The organism is Pseudomonas jinjuensis (genome assembly GCF_900103845.1).
GTDB classification, from domain to species: Bacteria; Pseudomonadota; Gammaproteobacteria; order Pseudomonadales; family Pseudomonadaceae; genus Pseudomonas; species Pseudomonas jinjuensis.
Map to the genome: position 1 here is coordinate 85,108 of NZ_FNIJ01000008.1, position 25,226 is coordinate 110,333.

General features: G+C 69.0%; 18 protein-coding genes. 4 read left to right on the forward strand and 14 right to left on the reverse strand.

Annotated elements, in window-relative coordinates; translation table 11 throughout:
* Positions 1-41: 41 nt before the first annotated feature.
* Complete coding sequence (locus BLR75_RS13055) at positions 42-1,211, reverse strand: M20 aminoacylase family protein (protein ID WP_084309698.1); 1,170 nt, start codon at positions 1,209-1,211, stop codon at positions 42-44.
* A 139-nt stretch (positions 1,212-1,350) separates the two neighbouring features.
* Here BLR75_RS13055 and BLR75_RS13060 point away from each other — a divergent pair, with 139 nt between their 5' ends.
* The gene (locus BLR75_RS13060) at positions 1,351-2,304 is read left to right on the forward strand and encodes a LysR substrate-binding domain-containing protein (RefSeq protein WP_084309697.1); all 954 of its coding nucleotides are present in this window, start codon (positions 1,351-1,353) and stop codon (positions 2,302-2,304) included.
* 57 nt (positions 2,305-2,361) lie between these two features.
* Here BLR75_RS13060 and BLR75_RS13065 read toward each other — a convergent pair whose 3' ends face one another.
* A complete protein-coding gene (locus BLR75_RS13065; RefSeq protein ID WP_084309696.1) occupies positions 2,362-3,546 on the reverse strand; it encodes a thiolase family protein in 1,185 nt (394 codons plus the stop codon).
* Positions 3,547-3,740: 194 nt separating this feature from the next.
* Positions 3,741-8,963: a retention module-containing protein gene (locus BLR75_RS13070; protein ID WP_084309695.1), complete on the reverse strand. Its 5,223-nt coding sequence runs from the start codon at positions 8,961-8,963 to the stop codon at positions 3,741-3,743.
* Positions 8,964-9,485: 522 nt separating this feature from the next.
* Here BLR75_RS13070 and BLR75_RS13075 point away from each other — a divergent pair.
* The 3 genes from BLR75_RS13075 to BLR75_RS13085 all read left to right on the forward strand — a co-directional run bounded on the left by BLR75_RS13075 (position 9,486) and on the right by BLR75_RS13085 (position 14,525).
* Positions 9,486-10,775 carry a TolC family outer membrane protein gene (locus tag BLR75_RS13075; protein ID WP_245726143.1) on the forward strand — a complete coding sequence of 430 codons (1,290 nt, stop codon included), beginning with the start codon at positions 9,486-9,488 and terminating at the stop codon, positions 10,773-10,775.
* 232 nt (positions 10,776-11,007) lie between these two features.
* Positions 11,008-13,167: a type I secretion system permease/ATPase gene (locus tag BLR75_RS13080; RefSeq protein ID WP_090416077.1), complete on the forward strand. Its 2,160-nt coding sequence runs from the start codon at positions 11,008-11,010 to the stop codon at positions 13,165-13,167.
* Between the two features lie 5 nt (positions 13,168-13,172).
* Positions 13,173-14,525 (forward strand): HlyD family type I secretion periplasmic adaptor subunit, encoded by a 1,353-nt coding sequence (locus tag BLR75_RS13085; RefSeq protein WP_084309782.1) that lies wholly within the window; start codon positions 13,173-13,175, stop codon positions 14,523-14,525.
* Between the two features lie 109 nt (positions 14,526-14,634).
* Here the strand turns inward: BLR75_RS13085 and BLR75_RS13090 are convergent, their stop codons facing one another.
* The 11 genes from BLR75_RS13090 to btuB all read right to left on the reverse strand — a co-directional run bounded on the left by BLR75_RS13090 (position 14,635) and on the right by btuB (position 25,121).
* A complete protein-coding gene (locus BLR75_RS13090) occupies positions 14,635-15,165 on the reverse strand; it encodes an REP-associated tyrosine transposase (protein WP_084309692.1) in 531 nt (176 codons plus the stop codon).
* Between the two features lie 242 nt (positions 15,166-15,407).
* Positions 15,408-16,142: an adenosylcobinamide-GDP ribazoletransferase gene (locus BLR75_RS13095; protein WP_084309691.1), complete on the reverse strand. Its 735-nt coding sequence runs from the start codon at positions 16,140-16,142 to the stop codon at positions 15,408-15,410.
* On the reverse strand, positions 16,139-16,729 hold the full coding sequence (gene cobC / locus BLR75_RS13100; RefSeq protein WP_084309690.1) for an alpha-ribazole phosphatase family protein: 591 nt from the start codon (positions 16,727-16,729) through the stop codon (positions 16,139-16,141). Before cobC ends, BLR75_RS13095 begins: the two co-directional genes overlap by 4 nt.
* A complete protein-coding gene (cobT, locus tag BLR75_RS13105; protein ID WP_084309689.1) occupies positions 16,726-17,781 on the reverse strand; it encodes a nicotinate-nucleotide--dimethylbenzimidazole phosphoribosyltransferase in 1,056 nt (351 codons plus the stop codon). The genes cobC and cobT overlap by 4 nt, the downstream gene beginning before the upstream one ends.
* Positions 17,778-18,299 carry a bifunctional adenosylcobinamide kinase/adenosylcobinamide-phosphate guanylyltransferase gene (cobU, locus tag BLR75_RS13110; RefSeq protein WP_084309688.1) on the reverse strand — a complete coding sequence of 174 codons (522 nt, stop codon included), beginning with the start codon at positions 18,297-18,299 and terminating at the stop codon, positions 17,778-17,780. The genes cobT and cobU overlap by 4 nt, the downstream gene beginning before the upstream one ends.
* 153 nt (positions 18,300-18,452) lie before the next feature.
* Positions 18,453-19,904: a cobyric acid synthase gene (locus tag BLR75_RS13115; RefSeq protein ID WP_084309687.1), complete on the reverse strand. Its 1,452-nt coding sequence runs from the start codon at positions 19,902-19,904 to the stop codon at positions 18,453-18,455.
* A complete protein-coding gene (gene cobD, locus BLR75_RS13120) occupies positions 19,901-20,890 on the reverse strand; it encodes a threonine-phosphate decarboxylase CobD (protein WP_084309686.1) in 990 nt (329 codons plus the stop codon). Before cobD ends, BLR75_RS13115 begins: the two co-directional genes overlap by 4 nt.
* Positions 20,883-21,827 (reverse strand): adenosylcobinamide-phosphate synthase CbiB, encoded by a 945-nt coding sequence (gene cbiB, locus BLR75_RS13125; RefSeq protein WP_084309685.1) that lies wholly within the window; start codon positions 21,825-21,827, stop codon positions 20,883-20,885. The genes cobD and cbiB overlap by 8 nt, the downstream gene beginning before the upstream one ends.
* Positions 21,824-22,474, reverse strand: coding sequence for a 5,6-dimethylbenzimidazole synthase (gene bluB / locus BLR75_RS13130; RefSeq protein ID WP_084309684.1), 651 nt, complete (start codon positions 22,472-22,474; stop codon positions 21,824-21,826). The genes cbiB and bluB overlap by 4 nt, the downstream gene beginning before the upstream one ends.
* A 170-nt stretch (positions 22,475-22,644) precedes the next feature.
* Positions 22,645-23,256, reverse strand: coding sequence for a cob(I)yrinic acid a,c-diamide adenosyltransferase (cobO, locus tag BLR75_RS13135; RefSeq protein WP_084309683.1), 612 nt, complete (start codon positions 23,254-23,256; stop codon positions 22,645-22,647).
* Between the two features lie 17 nt (positions 23,257-23,273).
* A complete protein-coding gene (gene btuB, locus BLR75_RS13140; protein ID WP_084309682.1) occupies positions 23,274-25,121 on the reverse strand; it encodes a TonB-dependent vitamin B12 receptor in 1,848 nt (615 codons plus the stop codon).
* Positions 25,122-25,226: the final 105 nt, after the last annotated feature.

Consider the following 25,226-nt stretch of genomic DNA (forward strand, 5'->3'; position numbering starts at 1 on the left):
TTGTGCGTACCTCTGTCGGTGCGTTGGCGGCGGGATTCGGCTCAGGCGAGGAAACGCTCGGCGAGCTTCACCCAGTAACTGGCGCCCAGCGGCAGGCAGGCGTCGTTGAAGTCGTAGCCGGGGTTGTGCAGCAGGCAGCTCTGCTCCCCCGTGCCGTTGCCGATGGTCAGGTAGGAGCCGGGACAGCGTTCGAGGATGAAGGCGAAATCCTCGCTGGCGGTGAACGGCCGCAGGTCGGCGATCAGCTCCTCCTCGCCCAGCCAGTCGACGGCGACCTGGCGGGCGAAGGCGGTCTCGGCGGGATGGTTGACCAGCACCGGGTGGCAGTGCTGGTAGTCGATTTCCGCCCGCGCGCCGAAGCTCTCGGCCTGGGCGGCGACCAGCCGGGTGATGCGCTGTTCGAGCAGCCGCCGTATCCCGGGGTCCAGCGCGCGCACGCTGAGGTTCAGCTCGGCGCTGTCGGGGATCACATTGGCGGCCTGCCCGGAGTGAATCGAGCCGACCGTGACGATGGCCGTTTCCTGCGGATCGACATTGCGCGAGACGATGCTCTGCAGGGCGATGACGATGGACGAGCAGACCACCACCGGGTCGATCGCCTTGTGCGGCACCGCGCCGTGCCCGCCGTGGCCGCTGATGCGGATGCGCACGCTGTCGGCGGAAGCCATGCAGGGTCCGCTGAGGAATCCCAGGCGCCCCGCCGGATAGCCGGGCACGTTGTGCATGGCGAAGATCGCATCGCAGGGGAAGCGCTCCAGCAGGCCATCCTCCAGCATCCGCCGCGCGCCGCCGAGGCCTTCCTCGGCCGGCTGGAAGATCAGCCGCAGCGTGCCGCGAAACTCGCGCGACTGCGCCAGGCACTTGCCGGCGGCCAGCAGCATCGCCGTGTGGCCGTCATGGCCGCAGGCATGCATGACGCCGTCGATGCGGCTGGCATAGGGCAGGCCGGTGGCCTCGCGGATCGGCAGCGCATCCATTTCCGCGCGCAACCCCAGCGCCGGGCCGGCACCGTTCTCCAGCGTGCCCACCACGCCGGTTCCGCCGATGCCGCGGGTCACCCGGTAACCCCACTCCTCCAGGCAGCGCGCCACCAGCGCACTGGTGTTGCGCTCCTCGAAGCCGAGTTCCGGATGCGCGTGGATGGCCTGGCGGATCGCGACCATTTCCTCGCGGATTTCCGCGACCTGCGGCAGGACGGCGCCGATATTCATTGTCGTTCTCCTCGGGACTTTCCATCCGCCGCCGGACCTGCCGGCGGCTGTTTCGAGGCGATCTTAGGAAAGAGGAACGCAGCCGGGGAGCCGCAGTTTGGTTATGCTGACAACCATTGGTTGTCACCTGGGTATTCCGATGAAACTGCATCAACTGCAGGCGCTGGTCGCCAGCGCCGAAACAGGCAGCATCCGTGGCGCCGCGCGTTCGCTGGGAATCTCCCAGGCCGCCGTGACCCGTGCGCTGCGCGAACTGGAGGACGCCCAGCAGCTGCCGCTGTTCGTCCGCACGCCCAGCGGGCTGTCCTTCACCGAAAGCGGAAAGGTGCTGCTGACCCATGCCCGGCTGGTACAGAAGCAGCTCGAACGCGCGCAACAGGACCTCGACCAGCTGCGTGGCGCCGCCATGGGACGGCTCTGCGTGGGCATCACGCCCTGGGTGTCGCTGACCTTCCTGCCCGAGGTGGTGCTGGCGTTCCGCGAGCGCATGCCGGAAGTCCGGCTGGAGCTGTTCGAAAGCCTGATGGCCGTCGCCCAGCCGCTGCTGCGCGACGGCAGCATGGATTTCGCGGTGGGCCAGCTGCAGCCGTCACTGGCCAGCCAGGAGTTCTCCAGCGAGGCGCTGCTCGCCTACCAGACCGCGGTGCTGCTGCGCCAGGGTCATCCGCGCCAGGATTGCCGCTCCATCCACGATCTGCTCGACCAGGACTGGGCGCTCAACTACGCGCCCGACGGCCACGATGCGCTGATGGAGGAACTGTTCTGGCGCCACGGCGCACGGATCGACGAACGCCGCATCGTCCGCGCGCATTCGCTGGCGATCTCGCAGTACATGGTCGAGCGCGCGGACATGTGCACCTGGGGCCCGGCGATTCTCACCGGCGCCCCGCCCTTCCTCGGTCGCCTGGTCTCGCCGCCACTGGTGGAGCGCTGCGAGCCTCGCCACCTGAGCATCGTCAAACGGCGCAACGGCACCCTCAGCGCTTCGGCGATGTGCTTCGTCGATTGCCTGCTGCAGGTGATCCGCCGCCACGCCCGCTCGGCGCGCCGGGAAGACCGGCAGTTGTTCGAGACGCTGGAATTGCTGGTCTGAGGGGACAGCTCCCCTCCCGATGCGGGAGAGGAGCCAGGGAGAAGGGACGCGCCAGCCTCAGCGCACCGCCTCGAACAACCCGGTCGCGCCCATGCCGCCGCCGACGCACATGGTGACGATGCCGTAGCGCAGGTTGCGCCGCTGCAGTTCGCGCACCAGGTGACCGACCTGGCGCGAGCCGGTCATGCCGAAGGGGTGGCCGATGGCGATGGAGCCGCCGTTGACGTTGTACTTCTCGTTGTCGATGCCGAGGCGGTCGCGGGCGTAGAGGCACTGCGAGGCGAAGGCTTCGTTGAGTTCCCAGAGGTCGATGTCGGCGATCTGCAGGCCCTTGGCCTCGAGCAGCTTCGGCACCGAGAACACCGGGCCGATGCCCATCTCGTCCGGCTCGCAGCCGGCGACGGTGAAGCCGCGGAAGAACGCCTTCGGCTTCAGGCCGAGCTCGATGGCCTTGTCCAGGCTCATCAGCAGGGTCATGGAGGCGCCGTCGGAGAGCTGCGAGGCGTTGCCGGCGGTGACCGAGCCGTCCTCGGCGAATACCGGCTTCAGCGAGTTCAGGCCTTCGAGGGTGGTATCCGGACGGTTGCAGTCGTCATGCTCGACCACGCCTTCCACCACGCGCTTCTCGCCGGTCGCCTTGTCTTCCACCTCGTACTTCACCGCCATCGGCACGATCTCGTCGGCGAACAGGCCCTCGGCCTGGGCGCGGGCGGTGCGCTGCTGGCTCTGCAGGGCGTAGGCGTCCTGGGCTTCGCGGCTGACGTTGTAGCGGCGCGCGACGATCTCGGCGGTCTGGCCCATCGGGTAGTAGATGCCCGGGGCTTCCAGCTGCAGGCGCGGGTTGAAGAAGTGGTCCAGGTTCCTGCTCTTCATCGTCAGGGTGATGGACTCGACGCCGCCGGCGACTATCACGTCGCTGCAGCCGGAGGCGATCTGGTTGGCGGCGATGGCGATGGACTGCAGGCCCGAGGAGCAGAAGCGGTTCAGGGTCATGCCGGCGACGTGGGTGCCGAGCTTCGACAGCACGGCGGCGTTGCGGCCGATGTTGTGGCCCTGGGCGCCCTCGTTGGAGCCGGCGCCGACCACGCAGTCGTCGACCAGCAGCGGGTCGAGGTCGTTGCGCGAGAGCAGCGCGTCGATGCAGTGGGCGACCATGTCGTCCGGACGGGTCAGGTTGAACTTGCCGCGGAACGACTTGGCCAGGCCGGTACGGACGCTGTCGACTATCACCACTTCTCGCATGGGGCACCTCGTTGCTTGTTGTTCGACTGGGCGGTCGAGCATACGGGCAGCGGATGCCGTGCGGCGATGAACATTCACCGTGGATATGCAGCGTCACAGATCGGGGTATCGAAGAAGGTCGCGGGCATGGCCCGCTCCTACAGGTTCGGCATCGCGACGATCCGTAGGAGCGGGCCATGCCCGCGACCAGGGAGCTAGACGGTATCCACCTTCACCGCATGGTCGCCGAGCAAACCGTCGAGCACCGAGGTGGTGTCGCCGGCCGAGAGCACGCCGTTGCCTGCGTGCCCGAGGTAGTGCGCGGACAGGTCGACATTGGCCAGTTCGATGCTCTGCGTCTCCGCCCCGCCCACCACGCCGGTGGGGTTGACGCCGATGGTGGTGCTGCCGGCATTGACCGAGAAGCTCAGGTAGTGCGACAGCGACGCCGCCGTGGAGGTCTCGCCCTGCAGCAGGTCGGCGAGGTTGAGCACGTCGCCTTCGCCGATGCGGAAGTCCTGCACCAGGTCATGGCCGGTCTCGCCCTTGAGCCAGGCGAACTGGTCGGCGCCGGAGCCGCCGTTGAGCACATCGTCGCCCATGCCGCCGAACAGCAGGTCCTCGCCGTCGCCGCCGAGCAGGAGGTCGTTGCCGCCCTGGCCGAACAGCAGGTCGTTGCCCGCGCCGCCGTCGAGCAGGTCGTTGCCGCCACGGGTGTCGCCGGCGCGGTTGAGCTCCCGGGCGTGGTCGACGATGTAGTCGGCGATCTGCCCGAGGTTGGGCGCGATGTTGCCGTTGCTGGCGGTGAGGTATTCGACCAGCGCCTGGTAGCCCTGGCCGTCGTGCTGGCCGGCGCCATGGCCCTGGCCGCTCCAGGCCAGGTGGTCGGTGTTGATCACGTCGCCGAAGATCACGTCGTCGCCGGCGCCGCCGATCAGCGTGTCGTGGCCGACATCGTCCGGCGTGCTGCCGCTGATGCCGTGCTGCAGCGCCGCCTGCAGTTCCTCGGCGGTGTTGATCATCTGCGGGTCGCCGACCGCGCCGGTGACGCTGCCGCCCGGCAGTTGCAGCACCACGCCCTGGCTGGTCACCAGGGTGTTGTCGAAGTACTGCAGGACATTCTCGTTGACGTTGTCGCCGATGCCGATGGCGTGCACCTGCACCTGGTCGGCGCCGCTCAGCTCGTGGCCGCCCTGGAGCATGTCGCTGCCGGCCTGCAGCGCGCGGTAGACGTCGTTGTAGTTGGTCACGCTGCCGCTGCTGCCACCGCCGCTGCCATTGTTCACCGTCGGGTTGCCGTCGGTGAGGAAGAACGCCAGGTTGGTGAAGCCGTGGGCGGCGTCGTGGCCGTCATCGACCATCTTGGCGAACCACTTGCTGGCGTCCTTGAAGGCGTCCTCGTAGTTGGTCGAGCCGTTGGCCCACAGGTCGTTGATGTCGTCGACCAGGTTGCGCACGTCCTTGGCGGTCAGTCCTTCCACCTTGGTGACGTGGGCGTTGTCGCTGAAGTCGATCAGGCTCAGGTTGATGACGCCGTCATGCCCCTTGATCTGGTCGAGCAGGTTAATCAGCGCCTGCTGGGCCAGCGCCAGGCGGCTCAGGCCGGGGGTGCCGGACGGGTCCTTCATGCTTCCCGAGGTGTCGATGATCAGCGCGATGTTGTAGTTCTTGCCCGGCTGGGCCCAGGGCGTGGCGCCGCCCCTGTCGCCGATCAGCACGTCGTTGCCGAAGCTGCCCTCGATGCGCCCGCCGGGCATCGGGTCGAGCGGGCTGGGCACGCTGTGCGGCACGCCCGATCCGTCCGCGTCGCTGGCATTGCTGCCCACCACCAGCAGCGGCAGGTTGTACTTCATGCAGATGTTCAGGTTGGCCGAGGCGCTGTCGCCGTCGCCATCGACGATGGTGTAGCGGAACACCTCGCTGATCTGCCCGCTTTCCGGGTAGCTGATGCCGGCCCTGGCGGCGTAGGTGTAGTCGCCGGCCAGGTGGCCGCCGCCGTCCTTCAGGTACAGCGTCAGGGTGCCGTGTTCGGTCTGCACGGTCAGCAGGCCGCTGGCGGGGTTGTAGGTGGCGCTGGCGCTGGAGGCGTCGGGGTGGTCGTTGGCCAGGTTGCCGTTGGCGTCGACCCTGAACGTCTCGCCGCCGATTTCCACCTGGGTGATGCGCACGGCGCCGTCGGCGCTCGCCGGCGTGTCGTTGGCCAGCAGGTTGCCGCTGACCGCATCCATGGTCACCAGGCCTTCCAGGGTGGCACTGAGGTCGCTGGGGTTCTTGACGATGATCGGCGCGCCCTGGCTGTCGATCTTCACCAGTTCGGCGTCGGTGATCGAGGTGCCGACGCCGACCGCATGGGCCTGCACAGGGTTGGTCGCGGCGTTGCCATCACCGTCGGGATTGGCGAGGAAGCCCTGCCACTGGTTCAGCGCCTTGCTGGTGTTGCCGGCGTTCGGCTCGCCGTCGGAGATGAAGTACACCCGGTTGATCGCCGACGGGTCCGCGCCCGGCGCGTTGAAGTCGGCATGGATGCTGTTCTTCGCCAGGTCCAGCGCCGCTTCGTAGTTGGTGCTGCCGTTCGCCTTGAGCCCGTTGATGGCGCTGACCAGGCTGTCGTAGCCGGCGTCGCCGGTGCCGCTGAAGCTGAAGTCGCCCTTGTCGCTGGCCGAACTGGCGAAGGTGATCAGCGAGACGTGGATGGCGATGCCCATCGTCGCGTACTGGTTGAGCATGTTGATCAGCGCCGCCTTGGCGTTGACCAGCTTGCTGCCCTCCATGCTGCCGGAGACGTCGAGCACCAGGGTCAGGTTGACCTTCGGCGGTGCCTGCGGCACCAGGCAGCGCGGCGTGTCGTCGCTGGCGCAGGGGCCGTCGTCGCGGAACACCAGGCGGCCGCCCAGGTCCAGCGACGCCGATGCCGTGTCGTCGTCGCCATCGGTGACGGTGCCGACCAGGCTGATCCGGCCGTCGGCGATGGACAGCGAGTCATTCGCGTCGCTGCCGTCGGGATGCTTCAGCGCCAGTTTCTGGTCGAGCCTGAGGTCGCCGCTGGCGGGATCGAGGGACAGGCTGAAGGCCAGCGGTCCGTCGGGGCCGCCGACCCGGCCTTCCACCAGGGTGGCGCTGACCTTGTACAGGGTGATCGGCTCGCCGGCGGTGGTGCACAGCCCGCTGTCGGCGTTGCCGCCCAGCGCCAGGCCGTAGCTGAGGCTGCCGCCGTCCGCGCCGGTATCGGCATGGAACGCCGCGCTGAAGTTCTGCACGTCGTCATGGGCCAGGTTGCTCTCGTCCACCGTCAACTGGCCGTCGAAGCAGGCGTCGAGGGCGATGCACGGGCCGTCGTCGAGGAACTGCAGCTTGCCGCCCAGGTCCAGGCTGGCGCTGTCGTGATCGCCGTCGCCATCGGCGATCCGCGCGACCAGGGCGATCCTGCCCGGGTCGAGGCTCAGCGGATCGTTCGGGTCGTGGCTGTCCGGATGCATGAAGGCGCGCGACTGTTCGAGCACCAGTTGGCCATTGACGATGCTGACGCTGAAGGCGACCGCGCCGGACTCGCCGCCGACCTTGCCGACCACGCTGTCGCCGACCTGGTAGAGGTAGATGGTCTTGCCGCTGGCGGTGTCGGTGAAGCCGCTGGAGCTGCCGTCCACCGCGCTCAGGCGGTATTCCAGGCCGCCCGGGCCGTCGGCGCCGTAGCTATGGGAGAACAGCCCGTCGAGGCCGACGCTGTCGGCGTGGCCCATGTTGCTCTCGTCCACCGCGAGGGCGAAGCCGGCTGCGCAGGGGGTGATGCACGGGCCGTCGTCGCTGAAGCCGATCCGTCCGCCGAGGTCGATGCTGCGGCTGGCGCCGACGCTGTCGCCATCGCCGTCGGTGACCTGCAGCGAGGCATGCAGGCGGATCAGGTCCGGATTCAGGCCGACGTCCTGGCCGGCGTAGTCCGAGCCGCTGCCCGGCGCCGGATGGTCGATGCCACGGTACTGGTCGAGGCTGACCGTGCCGCTGCCGGCATCGACCCGCAGGGTGAACACCCGGTTCGCCGCGCTGATCCCGGCGGCATCGGCGGCGGTGGAACCGACGATCATGCCGCCGACCAGGTACAGGTGGATCGCCGCGCCGCCGCTGGTCAGGCCGGAATCGGCGCCCTCCCCGCCGGCCAGCTCCAGCGAATAGCCGAGCTGCATGTCGCCGGGGCCGTCGGCGCCGTACTGCCCATCGGCGTGGAAGGCGCTGGAGAAGTCGGCGCTGGCGCTGTCATGGCGCCAGCCGAGGGTCTGTGCGTCGCCGGTCTGCAGGCTGGGCAGCTCGCCGGAAAGCGACAGGCCGGCGCACGGCATGTCGTCGACGATGCTGACGTCCAGCCCGCCGCTGGCCTCGGTGCCGTTGCCGTCGGTGACGCTGAAGCCGACCTGGAAGTCGAGGCTGTCTTCCATGTCGTGCAGCGGATGATCCAGCGGTTTCAGCAGGGTCAGCTGGTAGGTGCCGCTGTCGAGGTCGGTGAGGCGCAGGGTGAATACCGGGGTGTCGCCGGCCATGCCGGTCAGGGTGCGGCCGTCGGCGCTCAGCGCGTAGGTCAGCGCCACGCCGCCGGAGGTCAGCGACGGCAGGCCGTCGAGGCTCCAGCTGAAGCCGCCGGGGCCGTCCGGGCCGAAGTCGTAGTGCAGGCTGCCGCTGACGCTGGTGCCTTCGCCGGGCAGCGCCTGCAGTTGCAGGTCGCCGTTACCGCCCGGCAGGCCGCCGGGCAGGCCATCCTCGCCGAGCAGCGCGGCGGAAAGTCCCGCGCTCGGGATGCCATTGACCGGCGGCGGCGGGGGCGGTGGAGGCGGCGGTGGCTCGACGGGAGGCTCGATCACCGGCGGCTGTACCGGGGGTTGCACCGGCGGTTCTACCGGTGGCTGCACCGGCGGCTCGGGCAATGCGGCGATTTCCGGCAACGCCGGCTCGAACACCTCGCCACGCGGAAACAGCGGGCCGCCTTCCGGTGGTGCGGTGGGAAAACCGATATCCGGCGACAGCGCGCCGCCGACTTCGGAAAGCATGACGAAGGAGTGGCCACCGCCAGCCTTGGCGCTGGACGCCGCCGGCCCGGCGGCGGTGGGATCGGCGTGCTGGGTCGGGTCGACGCCGGCGGCGATGGCCGCCTGCAGGGCCTTCACGTCGCTGAGGTCCTGCTGCGTCGGCTGGGCCGGCGCCTGGCTGTCGCCGTCATCCCGGGGATGGGCGGCGGCCTGGATCTGGCTGGAGAGGTCCAGCGCACTGTCGCGGCCGAGGGTGATTTCCCCGCCCCCGGCGACCGAGACCGCCACCGCGCCATTGGCGCCGGTGACCAGCCGTTCGCCGACATACAGTCTGTCGCCCTGCTCCAGCGGCCGGCGCGATCCATCGGCAGCCTGGGCGAAGACCTCGCCGACTACCTTGCTGACGACACCCAGTAACCTGGCCATGTCTCCCTCCTCAGAGCCCGCTCGCGAGATCGCGAAAAAGGCATCTCCCAGCCCGGCGCCGATTTCGGCGCACGCCTCCGAAATCCGCCATGCCGCGAACGAAAAGGAAAAGAAGACTGGTGGGACGGGCGGCGCGTCAGAGTTTTGAAGTCTGCCGACAATTTATTGTCACGCCTGCCCCACGGTTCATCCGTCCCACCAGAAAAGTCCCCGCCCTAGTCTTCGAAGACTGCATGGCTGCAACCGCGAGCGGCATTCCCAGCTCGCCACGTTAACAATGGGCCAGTTTTCAATGGGCTCATAAGACCGTTTGCGAATAGCCCTTGTGAGGATTTTTTATTAAGGGTGCAAGAATTTTGAACTTATATACGAGGTTAGGGGCGTAGATCGCCTAGGAGAGAAAAATAGCCAATAAATTGGCGAAACAGAAGTATGGGAAGCAGGAGAAGTGTCATGCGCAGTGGGAACGCAGCATTATGGAGCGGTGTATTTCTGACGGTCTCAGCCATCCATGGTTATGCGATGACGCTTACCGAGGCCATACAAAGCACCCTGCAATACCACCCGGAAGTCAGCCAGAGCGTGAACAGCCGCCTCACCGCTGACGAGGAACTGAAGTTCGCGCGGGGTGGCTATCTTCCTACGGTAGACCTGTTGCTCGGCTATGGCCGGGAGGGTTCCGACAACCCGGACACCCGGGCGCTCGGCGATCACAACAAGGAAACCCTGAACCGCACCGATGCCGAGATTCGCCTGCGGCAGATGCTGTTCGACGGCTTCGGCACCCCCAACGAGGTGGCGCGCAACGAGGCCAACGTCAATTCCCGCGCCTACCGCGTCCTCGGCACCTCGGAAACCACCGCGCTGCGCACCGTCGAGGTCTATCTCGACGTGCTCAAGCGGCGCGAGATGGTGACCCTGGCGAAGAACAACCTGCAGGCCCACCAGCGCATCGGCGACCAGATCCGCATGCGCAGCGAGCGCGGGGTCGGCAGCGCCGCCGACAACGACCAGGCCGTCGCCCGCCTGGCCCTGGCGCAGAACAACCTGTACACCGAGGAAGTCAACCTGGCCGACGCCATGTCGAACTTCTACAGCACGGTCGGCAGGATGCCGGATGAACTGGAGGCGCCCTCCACGGTCAAGGCGATGCTGCCCGCCGACGTCGGCCAGGCGCGCCAGGAAGTGCTCAACAACAACCCGCTGCTGAAATCCGCCCAGGCCGACGTCAACGCCGCCGAGAAGCAGTACGAGGCGGCCAAGGCGCCCTACTACCCGCGCTTCGACCTGGAACTGGCCAACGCCGCGAACGACAACGTCGCCGGCCAGGAAGGCCACGCCAACAGCTGGCAGGCGCAAGTCGTGATGCGCTACAACCTGTTCAACGGCTTCCGCGACAAGTCCCGCCTCAACTCCACCTCGCACCAGCTGGCCGAATCCAGGGACGTGCGCAACAACGCCCTGCGCCTGCTCAACGAGAACCTCTCGCTGGCCTGGGACGCCATGGAAAACGCGCAGAAGCAGACCGGTCCGGCCCGCGACTACGCCGACTACACGCGCAAGGTGCGCGAGGCGTACCAGCAGCAGTTCACCCTCGGCCAGCGCACCCTGCTCGACCTGCTGGACAGCGAGAACGAACTGTTCACCGCCAACCGCCGCTACACCGAAGTGCGCTACACCGAGGAGTTCTCGCGCTACCGCGTGCTGGCTGCCATGGGCGCGCTGCTGCACTCCCAGGGCGTGGTCGCGCCGCACGAGAGCATCGCGCTGTCCGAGGTGAAGACCGATGCGCATCTGCCGGATATGCGCTGAGGCGGGGGCGGACACCTTCGCGGCGGGTTGCACCCGCCCTACGCGGAGCACAGGGGATCAGCGAAACGTAGGGTGGATGGTGCTCTTCCATCCACCATTCCGGGGCCGCCTGCGCGGCCGTGGTGGATCGGTGGAGCGTGATCCACCCTACGCACTACCGTCACCCCCGCGAACGCGGGGGCCCAATAGATAGAAGGGGCCGCACGTCCCCGGGAGCAGTACCGTGACGGCGATTCTCCAGGAACGCGGCGAAGTCGCCGCCGACGATCCACGTCTCGGCCACGACGATCCGCTACTCGACGGGCTGCTGATCCTCTGCCGCCTGCATGGCTGCAACGCCAGCCGCGCCAGCCTCGCCAGCGGCCTGCCGCTGCCCGAACAGCGCCTCTCCGCCCAGCTGCTGCCCCGCGCGGCGGCCCGCGCCGGACTGCAGGGGCGGGTGCTGCGCCGCGAGCTGAAGAGCATTTCCGCGCTCAACCTGCCAGTGCTGCTGCTCCTGCGCGATGGCCGCAGCGCCGTGCTGCGCCGCTGGGGCGAGGACGGCACGGCGCTGATCCTGCCCTGCGAGACCGAGGGCGGCGAGCAGTGGGTGGAAGCCGACGAACTGGCCGAGCAATACGCCGGCCAGGCGCTGTTCGCCCGCCCCCGGCATGAACTGGAGGCGGCGCGCCAGCCGCTGCTGCCGCGGGTCGAGGCCTGGTTCCGCGATACCCTCAAGCTGTCGCGCTGGCTGTACACCGACGCGCTGGTCGCCAGCCTGATGATCAACCTGCTCGGCCTGCTGGTGCCGCTGTTCGTCATGCAGACCTACGACCGCGTGGTGCCCAACCAGGCCGTGTCGACCCTCTGGGTGCTCGCCGCCGGCCTGCTGCTCGGCAGCCTGTTCGAACTGCTGCTGCGCGTGCTGCGCTCGCACCTGCTCGACCTCGCCGGCAAGAAGACCGACGTGGTGCTCTCCGCCACGCTGTTCGAGCGCATCACCGGCATGGCCATGAAGGCGCGGCCGGCCACGGTCGGCGGCTTCGCCCAGAGCATCCACGACTTCCAGGGCCTGCGCGAATTCCTCACCGCGCTGACCCTGACCAGCCTGATCGACCTGCCCTTCGCCCTGCTGATGATCGCCGTGATCGGCCTGCTCGGCGGCCCGCTGGTGGCGATCCCGCTGCTGGCCTTCCCGCTGACCATGCTGTTCGCCTTCGTCATCCAGGTGCGCCTGCGCGACACCGTGCAGAAGAGCCTGACCCTCGGCGCCGAGCGCCAGGCGCTGCTGATCGAGACCCTCGGCGGCCTGGAAACCCTCAAGGCCTGCGGTGCCGAAAGCGAACTGCAGTACCGCTGGGAAACCACCCACGGCGCCGTCACCCGCCTGGACAACCACGCGCGCTTCCTCTCCGCGCTGGCCAGCAACGGCACCCTGTTCATGCAGCAGTTCGCCGGCATGGCGATGATCGTCGCCGGGGTCTACGCCATTCTCGACGGCAACCTCAGCGTCGGCGCCCTGGTCGCCTGCTACATGCTCGGCAGCCGCGTGCTGGCGCCGCTCGGGCAGATCGCCGGGCTGATCACCCGCTACCAGCAGGCGCGCCTGACCATGAAGAGCACCGACGCGCTGATGACCCTGCCGCAGGAGCGCGAGCCCGGCCAGCGCCCGCTGGAGCGCACCCGGCTGCACGGCGCGCTGGAAATCCGCCAGCTGCAGTTCCGCTATCCGGAGCAGAGCGCGCCGGCGCTGCGCGATCTCAACCTGCGCGTGGCGCCGGGCGAGAAGATCGGCATCGTCGGCCGCAGCGGCTCCGGCAAGAGCACCCTCGGCCGCCTGCTGATGGGCTTCTACCAGCCGGACGAGGGCCAGGTCCTGCTCGACGGCCTAGACCTGCGCCAGCTCGACGTCGCCGACCTGCGCCAGCAGATCGGCTACGTCGCCCACGACCTGCCGCTGCTGGCCGGCAGCCTGCGCGACAACATCACCCTCGGCGCGCGCCATGTCAGCGACGCGCGGATGCTCGAAGTGGCCGAGCTGACCGGCGTCGCCGAACTGGCCCGGCAGCATCCGCTGGGCTTCGACCGCCCGGTGGGCGAGCGCGGCCAGCTGCTCTCCGGCGGCCAGCGCCAGGCCGTGCTGCTGGCCCGCGCGCTGCTGCTCGACCCGCCGATCCTGCTGCTCGACGAACCGACCAGCGCCATGGACAACAGCAGCGAGGAGCAGCTCCGCCAGCGGCTGCAGCGGTATTGCGCGGACAAGACGCTGCTGCTGGTCACCCACCGCACGGCGATGCTCGCGCTGGTCGACCGGCTGGTGGTGCTCGACGGCGGCCGCATCGTCGCCGACGGACCGAAGGATGCAGTGATCGAGGCCCTGCGCAAGGGCCAGGTCGGCACGGCAGCGGGGTGATCGCCATGCAACGGGACAACACCATCGGCAACTACCTCGGCGGCGGCAGGGGCCGCGACCACGAGTTCATGGCGGAACTGCCCGGCACCCTGCTGGAGGACGCGCCGCGCTTCGCCCGCCTGACCCTGTGGACGGTGCTGGCGCTGTTCATCGCCGCGCTGGTCTGGGCGAAGTTCGCCCTGATCGAGGAAGTCACCCGGGGCGAAGGCAAGGCCATCCCCTCCAGCAAGGTGCAGACCATCCAGAACCTGGAAGGCGGCATAGTCGAGGAAATCTTCGTCCGCGACGGCCAGGTGGTGGACAAGGGCCAGCCGCTGCTGCGCCTCGACGACACCCGCTTCGCCTCGAACCGGGACGAGACCGAGGCCGACCGCAACGCCCTGGTGGCGCGCATCGAACGGCTGAACGCGGAGATCGACGGCCGCGAGCCGAAGTTCCCCGCCGAGCTGGCGGCGGACGAACCGCAGGTGGTGGCCGACCAGCTCGCCCTCTACCAGTCGCGCCAGCAGCGCCTCGGCAGCGAGATCGACATCCTCGAACAGCAGCTGCGGCAGAAGAACCAGGAACTCCAGGAGTTCCGCGCCAAGCAGCAGCAGTACCGTTCCAGCCTCGGGCTGGTGCAGCAGGAGCTGAACATGTCCGCGCCGCTGGTGAAGAGCGGCGCCGTGTCGCCGGTGGAACTGCTGCGCCTGCGCCGCAGCGCGGTGGAGATCAACGGCGAACTGAACGCCACCACCCTGGCGATCCCGCGCGCCGAGGCGGCGGTGAAGGAGATCGAGCGCAAGGTCGAGGAAACCCGCCTGGGCTTTCGCACCGACGCGCTGAAGGAACTCAACGAGGCGCGCACCGGGCTGAACAAGCTCACCGCCAGCAGCCGCGCCATCGACGACAAGGTCAGCCGCACCCTGGTGACGGCGCCGCTGCGCGGCATCGTCAAGCAGCTCAAGGTCAACACCATAGGCGGCGTGGTCCAGCCCGGCAGCGACATGGTGGAAATCGTCCCGCTGGAGGACAACCTGCTGGTGGAGGCGAAGGTCCGCCCGCAGGACATCGCCTTCCTGCATCCCGGCCAGCCGGCCACGGTGAAGTTCACCGCCTACGACTACACCATCTACGGCGGCCTCAAGGCCCGCCTGGAAATGATCAGCGCCGACACCATCAGCGACGACAAGGGCAACAGCTTCTACCTGATCCAGCTGCGCACCGAGAAGAACCACCTCGGCAGCGACGCCAAGCCGCTACTGATCATTCCCGGCATGGTGGCGACGGTGGACATCATCACCGGCGAGAAGAGCGTGCTCGACTATTTGCTCAAGCCGGTGCTGAAGGCGAGGTGGGAGGCGTTGCGGGAGAGATGAAAACGGTATGTTTCGTAGGGCGCATGACGCCCCAAGCGTCATCCGCCAATCCCACCGGCCCAAACGGCGGATAACGCTGGCGCGTTATTCGCCCTACATAACCCGCTTCTTACCGCTCACCCGACTTCAACTCCAACGCCATGTCGCCCGCCCAATCCACCGAGTAAATCCCCTCCGCAACAGCGCGGTGGAACGTGGAATACGGCCAATCCTTCACCCGCGTTACCAATCCATGCTTCACCGGATTGATATGGATGTAATCGAAATGCCGCCGGTAATCGGCCTCATCGCGGATCAGATGTTCCCAGTAACGCGTCTGCCAGACGCCTCGCTGACCCCGTCGCTGCTGGGCGACGGAGCGCGGCTCATCCTTCGGAAGACGGCGAACGAAGCCGGTCTTGATGATCTTCCAGCGCATTGCGAAATCCGCGTCGCCGGGCGGCAGGGTCCAGAGGCAATGCATATGCTCCGGCAGCACCACCCAGGCATCGATGCGAAAGGGATGATGGCGCTTGGTCCTGGCGAAGACGAAACGCAGATGCTCGATTTCCCTGACCAGCAAATCTGAACTCCGATCCCGCAGGGTAACCGTGAAGAAATAGGTGCCGCCGGGAATCCAGGCGCGTCGGTAGTTCGGCATGACGGACCATCCGTGTGTCCATGAGGACCACAGAGCTTACGCCGCCCACCGGCGGATAACGCTGGCGCGTTATTCGCCCTACAGGAATTGCAGCCACGGTGTAGGGCGCATGACGCCTAAGCGTCATCCGCCAACTCCAACCACCGGCCTCATCGGCGGATAACGCTGGCGCGTTATTCGCCCTACAGGGGTTGCAGGCAGGGTGTAGGGCGCATGACGCCACCGGCGTCATCCGCCATCTCTTACACCGCCAACACCACCAGCACCGCGCACTCGGTCAACTCCACCAGCGCCCCCGCCGTATCGCCGGTGGTGCCGCCGAGACGGCGCATCAGCTGGCCGCGCAGCCAGACGAACATCACCAGCGCCACCACGATGGCGAGCAGTCCGCTCAGGCCGGCGAGGGTCATCAGTGCGACGTTGGCCGCCAGCACCCAGGGCAGCGCTCGGCGTGGCAGGTGGTCGGCGAGGGCCTGGCCGAGGCCGCCGGGGCGGGCGTAGGGGGTGGTGTGGAACAGCAGCGGCAGCGCGCTGCGCGCCAGCCAGGGGGCGAGCAGCAGCGGCCAGATATTGTGGGAGCCGAGCAGCGAAACGATGGCGGCGAACTTCAGCAGCAGCACCAGCAGCAGCGTCACCACCGCCACCGGGCCGCAGCCGGGGTCCTTCATGATCGCCAGGGTGCGTTCGCGGTCGCCGAGGCCGCCGACCCAGGCGTCCGCGGTGTCGGCCAGGCCGTCGAGATGCAGCGCGCCGCTGAAGCCGACCCACAGCGCCAGCAGCAGCGCCGCGTGCAGCAGCAGGTGGGCGCCATACAACAACTCGCCCACCCCGAACAGCAGCGCGCCGAGCAGCAGGCCGATCAGCGGGTAGAACAGCGTCGCGCGGCCGAACTGCTCGGGCGTGGGCATCTGCGCCAGGCGCACCGGCAGGCGGGAGAGAAATTGCAGGGCGATCAGCGGAAGCTGCAGGAAACTCATCGCGCAGCCACCTCGCTCAACCGCCAGCCATCCGCCGCCGGCTCGATGCAGAGCGCCAGCAGCTCGCCATGGCCGACCGCCACTTCCAGCAGGCGCTGGCGTGGCAGTCCACGGGCGACGGCGCCGAGCAGGCGCATCACGCCGCCGTGGGTGACCGCCAGCACATGGCGGCCGGCGTGCGCCCGGTACAGCCGGTCGAGCGCGGCGAAGACCCGTGCCTCGAAATCCGCCAGCGGTTCGCCGCCGGGCGCCGGGAAGGCATAGGGATCGCTCCAGAAACGGCCCAGCGCATCGGCGTCGCTTTCCATCAACTCCGCTGCCGAACGACCTTCCCAGTCGCCGAAATCCAGCTCGCGCAGATCGGCCTCCAGGCTCAGCGGCAGGCCGTGGCGCTGCGCCACTTCGCCGGCGAAGGCCGCGCAACGGCGCAGCGGCGAGCTGACCAGCGCCTGCCACGGACAGCCATCGCCCAGCGCCGCGCGCATCTGCCCAAGGCCGATGGCGGTCAACTCATCGTCGATGCGCCCGCGAAAACCGTCGCCCCGCTCGGTTTCGCCGTGGCGCAGCAGGTCGAGGCGCAGGGTCATGGCGTGCGGCCGGAAATGGCCGCCTCGGCGAAGGTCGCCATCTGTGCGTGCAGCCGGCAGGCCTGGCGCAGCAGCGGGACCGCCAGCGCCGCGCCGCTGCCCTCGCCCAGGCGCAGGCCGAGGTCGAGCAGCGGCCGGGCTTCCAGCGCTTCCAGCACGCGGCAATGGCCCGGCTCGGCGCCGGCGTGGGCGAACAGCAGCCAGTCGCGGCAGGCGGGTTTCAGGCGCACCGCGCAGAGCGCGGCGACACTGGCGATGAAGCCGTCCACCAGCACGGCGATGCCCTTCTGCGCGCAGGCCAGGTAGGCGCCGGCCAGCGCGGCGATCTCGAAGCCGCCGAGGCGGCACAGCGCCTCGAAGGGGTCGGCGCAGTGCGCGCCGTGCAGCGCCAGGGCGCGTTCGATCACCTCGGCCTTGTGCGCCACGCCGCGCGGATCGAGGCCGGTGCCGGGACCGACCAGCCGTGCCGCCGGCTCACCGAGCAGACCGCAGGCCAGCGCCGCCGCCGCGGTGGTGTTGCCGATGCCCATCTCGCCGCCGATGAACAGCTCGCAGCCGGACTGGCGCGCGCGGCGCACGGCTTCGCGGCCGGCCTCCAGGGAGATCAGGCACTGCGCGGCGGTCATCGCCGGCTCGCGGACGAAGTTCGCCGTGCCGGCGCCGACCATCACGTGCAGCACGCCGGACAGCGGCTCCAGCGGCGTCGCCGTGCCCAGGTCGATGACTTCCAGCTGCGCATCGAGATCGCGGGCGAGCACGCTGATCGCCGCGCCGCCGCGGACGAAATTGCGCAGCATCTCCACCGTTACCGCCTGTGGATAGGCCGACACGCCCTCCTCCACCACGCCGTGGTCGGCGGCGAACAGGGCGATGCCGACCCGTTCCGCCTGCGGGCACTCGCGGCCCTGCAGGGCGGCCAGCTGGATCACCAGTTCCTCCAGCCGGCCCAGCGCGCCACGCGGCTTGGTCAACTGGTCCTGGCGGGTGGCGGCCTTGTCGCGCGCCACGTGGTCACTCGGCTGGCAGGACGCCAGCCACCATTGCAGACTCATGGATTCTCCCCCTTGAGCACCATCGGCAGGCCGGCGACGGTGAAGATCACCCGCTCGCTGCGTTCGGCCAGCGCCTGGTGCAGCCAGCCGGCCTCGTCGACGTAGCGTCGGCTCAGCTCGCCCAGCGGCACCACCCCCAATCCGGTTTCGTTGCTGACCAGGATGATCCGCCCGGGCAGTTGCGGCAGCGTCGCCAGCAGCGCGTCGCGCTCGCTGTCCAGGCGGGCGCCGTCGTCGTGGAGCAGCAGGTTGGTCAGCCACAGGGTCAGGCAGTCCACCAGCAGGCAACGGTCCGGCGCGGCCAGCTCCTCCAGCATAGCCGCCAGCGCCAGGGGTTCCTCGCGGGAATCCCATTCGGCCGGGCGGCGGCGGCGGTGCTCGGCGATGCGCGCGGCCATTTCGCCGTCGCCGGCCTGGGCGGTGGCGATGTAGGTCACCGCCAGGCCGCTTTCCCGCGCCAGGCGCTCGGCCAGGCGGCTCTTGCCGGAACGGGCGCCGCCAAGGATCAGTTCAAGCATGTGTCTCTCGCTGGTAAGGGGTGACCGTAGGATGGGTTGAGCGCAGCGATACCCATCGTTTCGGACGCGGGAGCGTGGGAACGATGGGGCGCGGCACGGCGTTTCCCTGTAGGAGCGCACCTGGGCGCGACCGGTCGCGGGCATGGCCCGCTCCTACAGGTTGCACAGCGCCCGCAGCCTGGCGGTATCCAGATACGCCTCGACCTGGTCGGCCAGGCGTTCGATATCGCGTTCGCGCAGGGCGTGGTAGTCCATTTCCTGAACCTCGCCGAGGCCGGCCCAGCGCAGCAGGGCGGCGCAGGCGGCGGGGGATTCGAAGAGGCCGTGCAGGTAGGTGCCGAGGATCTGCCCGTCGGCGCTGGTGGCGCCGTCGCGGCGACCGTCGTCGAGGGTCACCGCCGGGCGTTCCAGCGCGGGGCCGAAGGTGACGCCGGCGTGGATTTCGTAGCCGCTCACCGGCGCCTCTTCCAGGCGCAGGCGGCCACTGGCGTTGCGCAGCTGCTTTTCCGGCTCCAGCACGGTGGCGAAGTCCAGCAGGCCGAGCCCGGCGCTCTCCCCCGCCGCGCCTTCCAGGCCGTGGGGATCGGCGATGCGCCGGCCGAGCATCTGCAGGCCGCCGCAGATACCCAGCAGCTTGCCGCCGTAGCGCAGGTGGCGCTGGATGGCCGCGTCCCAGCCCTGCTCGCGCAGGTGCGCGAGGTCGGCGCGCACGCTTTTCGAGCCGGGCAGGATGATCAGGTCGGCCGCTGGCAGCGGCTGGCCGGGGCCGACGAAGGTCAGCTGCACCTGCGGATGCAGGCGCAGCGGGTCGAAGTCGGTGTGGTTGCTGATGCGCGGCAGCACCGGCACCACCACCTTCAATGCTTCGCCCTGCTTGGCGGCCTGGCGCTGGTCGATGGCGTCCTCGGCTTCCAGGTGGAAGTCGGTGAGATAGCGCAGCACGCCGAGCACCGGGATGCCGGTGCGATCTTCCAGCCAGTCGAGCCCCGGCTGCAGCAGGCCGATGTCGCCACGGAAGCGGTTGATGACGAAGCCTTGCACCCGCGCCCGCTCGGATTCGGAAAGCAGCTCCAGGGTGCCGACCAGATGGGCGAACACGCCGCCGCGGTCGATGTCGGCGATGAGGATCACCGGGCAGTCCACCGCCTCGGCGAAGCCCATGTTGGCGATGTCGTTGGCGCGCAGGTTGATCTCGGCGGGCGAGCCGGCGCCTTCCACCATCACCACCTCGTACTGCGCGGAGAGTCGCTGGTGGGACTCCAGCACCGCGTCGAGGGCGACCCGCTTGTAGTCGTGGTAGGCGGCGGCATCCATGCTGCTCACCGCGCGGCCGTGGATGATCACCTGGGCGCCGATGTCGCTGTTCGGCTTGAGCAGCACCGGGTTCATGTCGGTGTGCGGCGCGAGGCGGCAGGCCTGGGCCTGTACCGCCTGGGCGCGGCCGATCTCGCCGCCGTCGGCGGTCACCGCGCTGTTCAGCGCCATGTTCTGCGGCTTGAACGGCGCCACCGCCACGCCCTGGCGCCGCAGCCAGCGGCACAGCGCGGTCACCAGGGTGCTCTTGCCGGCGTCGGAGGTGGTGCCCTGCACCATCAGGGTGGTCATGGATGGCTTTCCAGTTCGGCGAGCGCGCGCTGCAGCCGCTGCCAGCCGGATTCGTCCGGCGGCAGGCCGAAGCGCAGGCCCGGGGGATTGTCGAAGAGGCGCACGAGGATGCCGCGTTGCGCCAGATGTTCCGCCACGGCGTGGCTGCGTTCGCTACGCAGCCACTGGAACAGCGCCGTGCCACCCTGTGGGGCGAGGCCGTGGCGGGCGAGCAGTTCGGCCAGGCGCTGGCTGGCGGCCTGCAGTTCACGGCGACGAAGCAGGTGCCCGTCGCCATCGGCCAGCACGCTCTGGGCGATGACTCGCGTCGGCCCGCTGACCGGCCAGGGGCCGATCGCTTCGCCCAGTTCGCCGAGCAGGCGCGGTTCGGCGAAGGCGAAACCCAGCCGCGCGCCGGCCAGGCCGAAGAACTTGCCGAACGAACGCAGCACGATCAGCCCGGGACGGCAGCCAACCGCCAGCAGGCTGTGGCCGGGCATGCAGTCCATGAACGCCTCGTCCACCAGCAGCCAGCCGCCGCGGCGCTGCAGGCGGGCGTGCCAGTCGAGCAGCGTCGATGGATCGAGCAGGCGGCCGGTGGGGTTGTTCGGGTTGACCACGACCAGTACGTCGAGCCGGTCCAGATGTTCATCCACCCGGTCCTCGCTCAGCTCGTGCAGATCGTGCCCGGCGCTCTTCCAGCCATGGGCGTGCTCGGCGTAGCACGGCGACAGCACGCCGACCCGCCCCGGCGCACGCAGGCGCGGCAGGGACTGGATCGCCGCCTGGCTGCCGGGCAATGGCAGCAGGTGTTCGGCACCGTAATGAAGGCGCGCGGCCTGCTCCAGGCCGTCGTCGTCCTCGGGGAGACGCAGCCAGGCGCTGGCGGGAATCTCCGGCAGCGCCCACGGCCAGGGCGCGATGCCGGTGGACAGGTCGAGCCAGTCCGCCAGCGGGATGCCATGTTTCTCCGCTGCCCTGCGCAGCCGACCGCCGTGTTCAGGCATTCAGCATCCCCAGCAGCAGGATGACCGCCAGCCACAGCAGCACGCCCTGGCGGACCAGCGCCAGGGCGCGCCAGATATCGGCGGCCCGGGGCGGTTCGCCGGTGCCGAGTTGTGGCCGCTCATGTACTTCGCCGTGGTAGCGCGCCGCACCGCCGAGGGCCACGCCCAATGCTCCGGCGCCGGCGGCCATCACCGGGCCGGCGTTGGGGCTGTCCCACTGCGGCGCCTGTTCGCGCCAGCAGCGCAGGGCCTGGCGGGTCCTGCCGAGCAGCGCGTAGGTCAGCGCCACCAGCCGCGCCGGGATGAAGTTCAGCACGTCGTCGATCTTCGCCGCGGCCCAGCCGAAGCGTTCGAAGCGCGCATTGCGGTAGCCCCACATGGCGTCGAGGGTATTGCTCAGGCGGTACAGCACCACGCCCGGCGCGCCGGCCACGGCGAACCAGAACAGCGCGGCGAACACCGCGTCGCTGCCGTTTTCCAGCACCGATTCGGTGGCGGCTTTGGCGACGGCGGTTTCGTCCAGTTCGGCGGTTTCCCGGCTGACCATATGGCCGACGCGGCGGCGGGCCTCTTCCAGGTCATTGGCGCGCAGGGCCAGGGCGACGGGTTCGGCGTGTTCGCCGAGGCTGCGCAGGCCGAGGGCGGCGTAGAGCGCGAGGGCCTGGATGAGCCAGCCGACGTGCGGAATCAGGCTGAGAAGCCAGGCCAGCAGGGTCAGCGGAAGGACGGCGATGGCCCAGGCGGTGACGCCGTGGCTGCGCCAGCCGAGGCCGGGAATATGTGCCGGCGACGGGGAGTCGTCGTCCCGGGCACGGTTGAAGCGTCGTTCCAGCCGGTTCGCCAGCGCGCCGAACGCCACCAGCGGATGCCAGCGTTTCGGCTCGCCGAAGATCGCGTCGAGAACGACGCCCAGTACGCTCAGCACGGCAAGGTTCATGAAGAGTTACCCCAACGATTGTCGAACAGCAGTTCATCCAGCGGACGCGGTTCGGTCCAGCCTTCCAGTACCAGCATCGGGGCGGGATAGAAGTGCTCGACCGGCCCCAGGCAGATGATCGCCACCGCTTCCGCGCCTTGCGGCAGGCCGAGCAGTTCGCCCAGCGCGGCCGGGTCGAACAGCGAGACCCAGCCCATCCCCAGCCCTTCGGCGCGGGACGCCAGCCAGAGATTCTGGATCGCGCAGGATAGCGAAGCGAGGTCCATCTGCGGCAGGGTGCGGCGGCCGAAGATGTGCGCCTCGCGGCCATCCATCAGGGCGGCGACCAGCAGTTCGGCGCAGTCGCGGATGCCTTCCACCTTCAGCCGCATGAATTCGGCGGAGCGTTCGCCCAGGGCTTCGGCGGTGCGCTGGCGCTCGTCTTCCACCAGCCTGTGGATGGATTCGCGCAGGGCCGGGTCACTGATGCGGATGAAACGCCACGGCTGCATCAGCCCGACGCTGGGGGCCTGGTGCGCGGCCTCCAGCAGGCGCGCGAGCAACTCCGGCGCCACGCTGCCGCCGCTGAAATGACGCATGTCGCGGCGTTCGGCGATGGCGCGGTAGACGGCGGCGCGTTCGGCGGGGGTGAAGGCGTGGCTGGTCATGGTCGGATTGCTCGAGGGGCGGCATTCATGGCGGGTTGCACCCGCCCTACGTGCGTAGGGGTGGGGCCTGCGTAGGGTGGATCACGCTCCATCGATCCACCATGGCCGCGCAGGCGGCCCCGCAATGGTGGATGAAAAAAGCCTCATCCACCCTACGTTTCCGCGCCCCCTCAGAACTCCACCCCCCGCTGCGCCTTGATCCCCGCCTTGAACGCATGCTTCACCAGACCCATCTCGCTCACCGTATCGGCCGCCTCGACCATCCCCGGCAGCACGCCGCGACCGGTCACCACCACATGTTGCATCGGCGGGCGGGAGGCGATGTCGGCGAGCACCGCATCCAGTTCCAGGTAGCCGTGCTTGAGCGCAATGTTCAGCTCGTCGAACACCACCAGCCCGTACCCGGGATCGGCCAGCAGGCTCCGGGCGACGTTCCATGCCTCCTGGGCCTTGGCGATGTCGCGCTGGCGGTCCTGGGTTTCCCAGGTGAAGCCCTCGCCCATCACGTGGAAGCTCACCTCCTCCGGGAAGCGCCGGAAGAACGCTTCCTCGCCGGTGGTGGCGGCGCCCTTGATGAACTGCACCACGCCAACCTTCATGCCGTGGCCCAGCGCGCGCGCGACCATGCCGAAGGCGGAGCTGCTCTTGCCCTTGCCGTTACCGGTGTGCACCAGCAGCAGGCCGCGCTCGTCCTGGGCCAGGGCGATCTTCTCGTCGACCACCGCCTTCTTGCGCTGCATGCGCGCGCGGTGGCGTTCGTCCTTTTCGGGGGATTCGTTCATGTCTCGTCCTCGTGGGTTCAAAGGGCCTGGTAGCGCACGCCGAAGAACACCGCCGTGCCCGGCTGTTCGTAGCCGAAGGCGGTCTGGTAGTCGGCGTCCAGCAGGTTGCTCAGGCGCGCCTGCAGGCGCCATTCCTCGGTCAGCCAGTACTCGCCGCGCAGGTCGAGGGTGGCGAAGCCGCTCAGGCGCCGGGTGTTGGCGACGTCATCGTAGCGGTGTCCTTCGGCGTGCAGCGTCGCGCCGAGGGCGAGGTCGCCGAAGCGCCGGTCGACGTCCAGGTTGAACAGCTGGCGGGCGCGGCGCGCCAGGTCGTTGCCGTGGTTGGCGCCGCTGGCGCGGTTCTCCGGGTCGAGCAGGCTGGCGTTGGCGTTCCAGTCCCAGCCCAGCCACTGGCTGCCGAGCAGCAGTTCCAGGCCGCGGATTTCCGCCTCGTCGATGTTGTTCGGCGCCTGCAGGCGCGAGTCGTAGGAGATCAGGTCGTCGATCCGGGTGCGGTAGGCGTTCAGGCCCCAGTGGCCCCAGCCGTGCTCGCCGCTCAGGCCGACTTCGATGCTGCGCGAGGTTTCCGCGTCGAGGTCGGGGTTGCCGTAGTCCGGGAAGTACAGTTCGTTGAAGGTCGGCGCCTTGAACGCGGTGCCGTAGCTGGCGGTGAAGCGCAGCGCGTCGGTCAGCGCGTAGCCCCAGCCGATGTTGCCGGTGTCGTGGGTGCCGAACTGCTCGTTGTCGTCGCGGCGCAGGCTCATCTGCCAGTCGTGGCGGCCGTGGCTGCCGAGGTACTGGGCGAACCAGCCCTTGTTGTCGCGGGAATCCACGGCGTAGTCGGTGTCGCCGTTGACCTCGTCCTTCTGCCAGTCGTAGCCGAGGGTCAGGGTGTGGCCCGCGGCGAGGGTCAGGTCGTTCTGCCAGGAGGCGGTGTCGCGGCGGCTGTCGAAGCGCGAGTAGAACCTGCCGTCCTGGTAGGCGTCGGACTTGTCCTCGCTGCGCCCGGCAGACAGGGTCACCAGCCAGGGATCGAGCGGAGCGAAGCGCGCGCGGCCGCCGACCACCTTCTGCTCGCCGTCGGCATTGGCGTCGAAGCCGGAGGTGCGGCGGCTGTTCACCGCGTCGAAATCGTTGTGCGATTTGGCCTGCAGCAGCGTGCCGTCCAGTTCCAGGCCGTTGTCGAAGCGGTAGCCGGCGCGCAGCGAGCCGGACAGGTTGCGGTAGCCGTCGCGGTCCGGTTCGGAGCCGCTGACGCCGTTCTCCTTGGCGTCGATGCCGTCGGTATCCAGGCTGGACACGCCGAGGTTGAACCAGCCGCGGCCGTCGCCGCCGGAAACCCCGGCGCTGCCTTCCTGGCTGTCGTGGCTGCCGTAGCCGGCCGAGGCGTAGGGCTTGAAGCCCTGGCGGTCGCCCTTGCGGGTGAAGATCTGGATCACCCCGCCGATGGCTTCCGAGCCATAGAGGCTGGAGCGCGGGCCGCGGACCACCTCGATGCGCTCGATCAGCTCCACCGGCAGGTCCTGGAACGCCGTGCTGCCGGCGGTGACCGAGCCGACCTTGACGCCATCGATCATCACCAGCACATGGTCGGATTCGGTGCCGCGCATGAACAGCGCGGTGGTCTTGCCCGGCCCACCGTTGTTCGCCAGGGACACGCCCGGCAGCCTGCGCAGCAGCTCGGGGACCGACTTCGCCTGGCTGCGCTCGATTTCCGCGCGGTCCAGCACGCTGACCGAAGCCAGGCTCTGCGAGACGCTCTGTTCGGTACGGGTGGCGGTCACCAGCTGGTCGTCGAGGGCCAGCGGCTCGGCGCCGGCGATCGGGGATATGCAGGAAACGCCGCACAGCGCGAAGGCTGCCGGCCATTGCAGGGAATTGCTCATCAGGACTCTCTCCGCCGCTCTCACCCGCGCGGCTCAAACCAGGGGAGGCATGCGGAGGACAGGAGGGGCCGGGCACCGACAAGGGAAGAACCCGACCATCCGGCG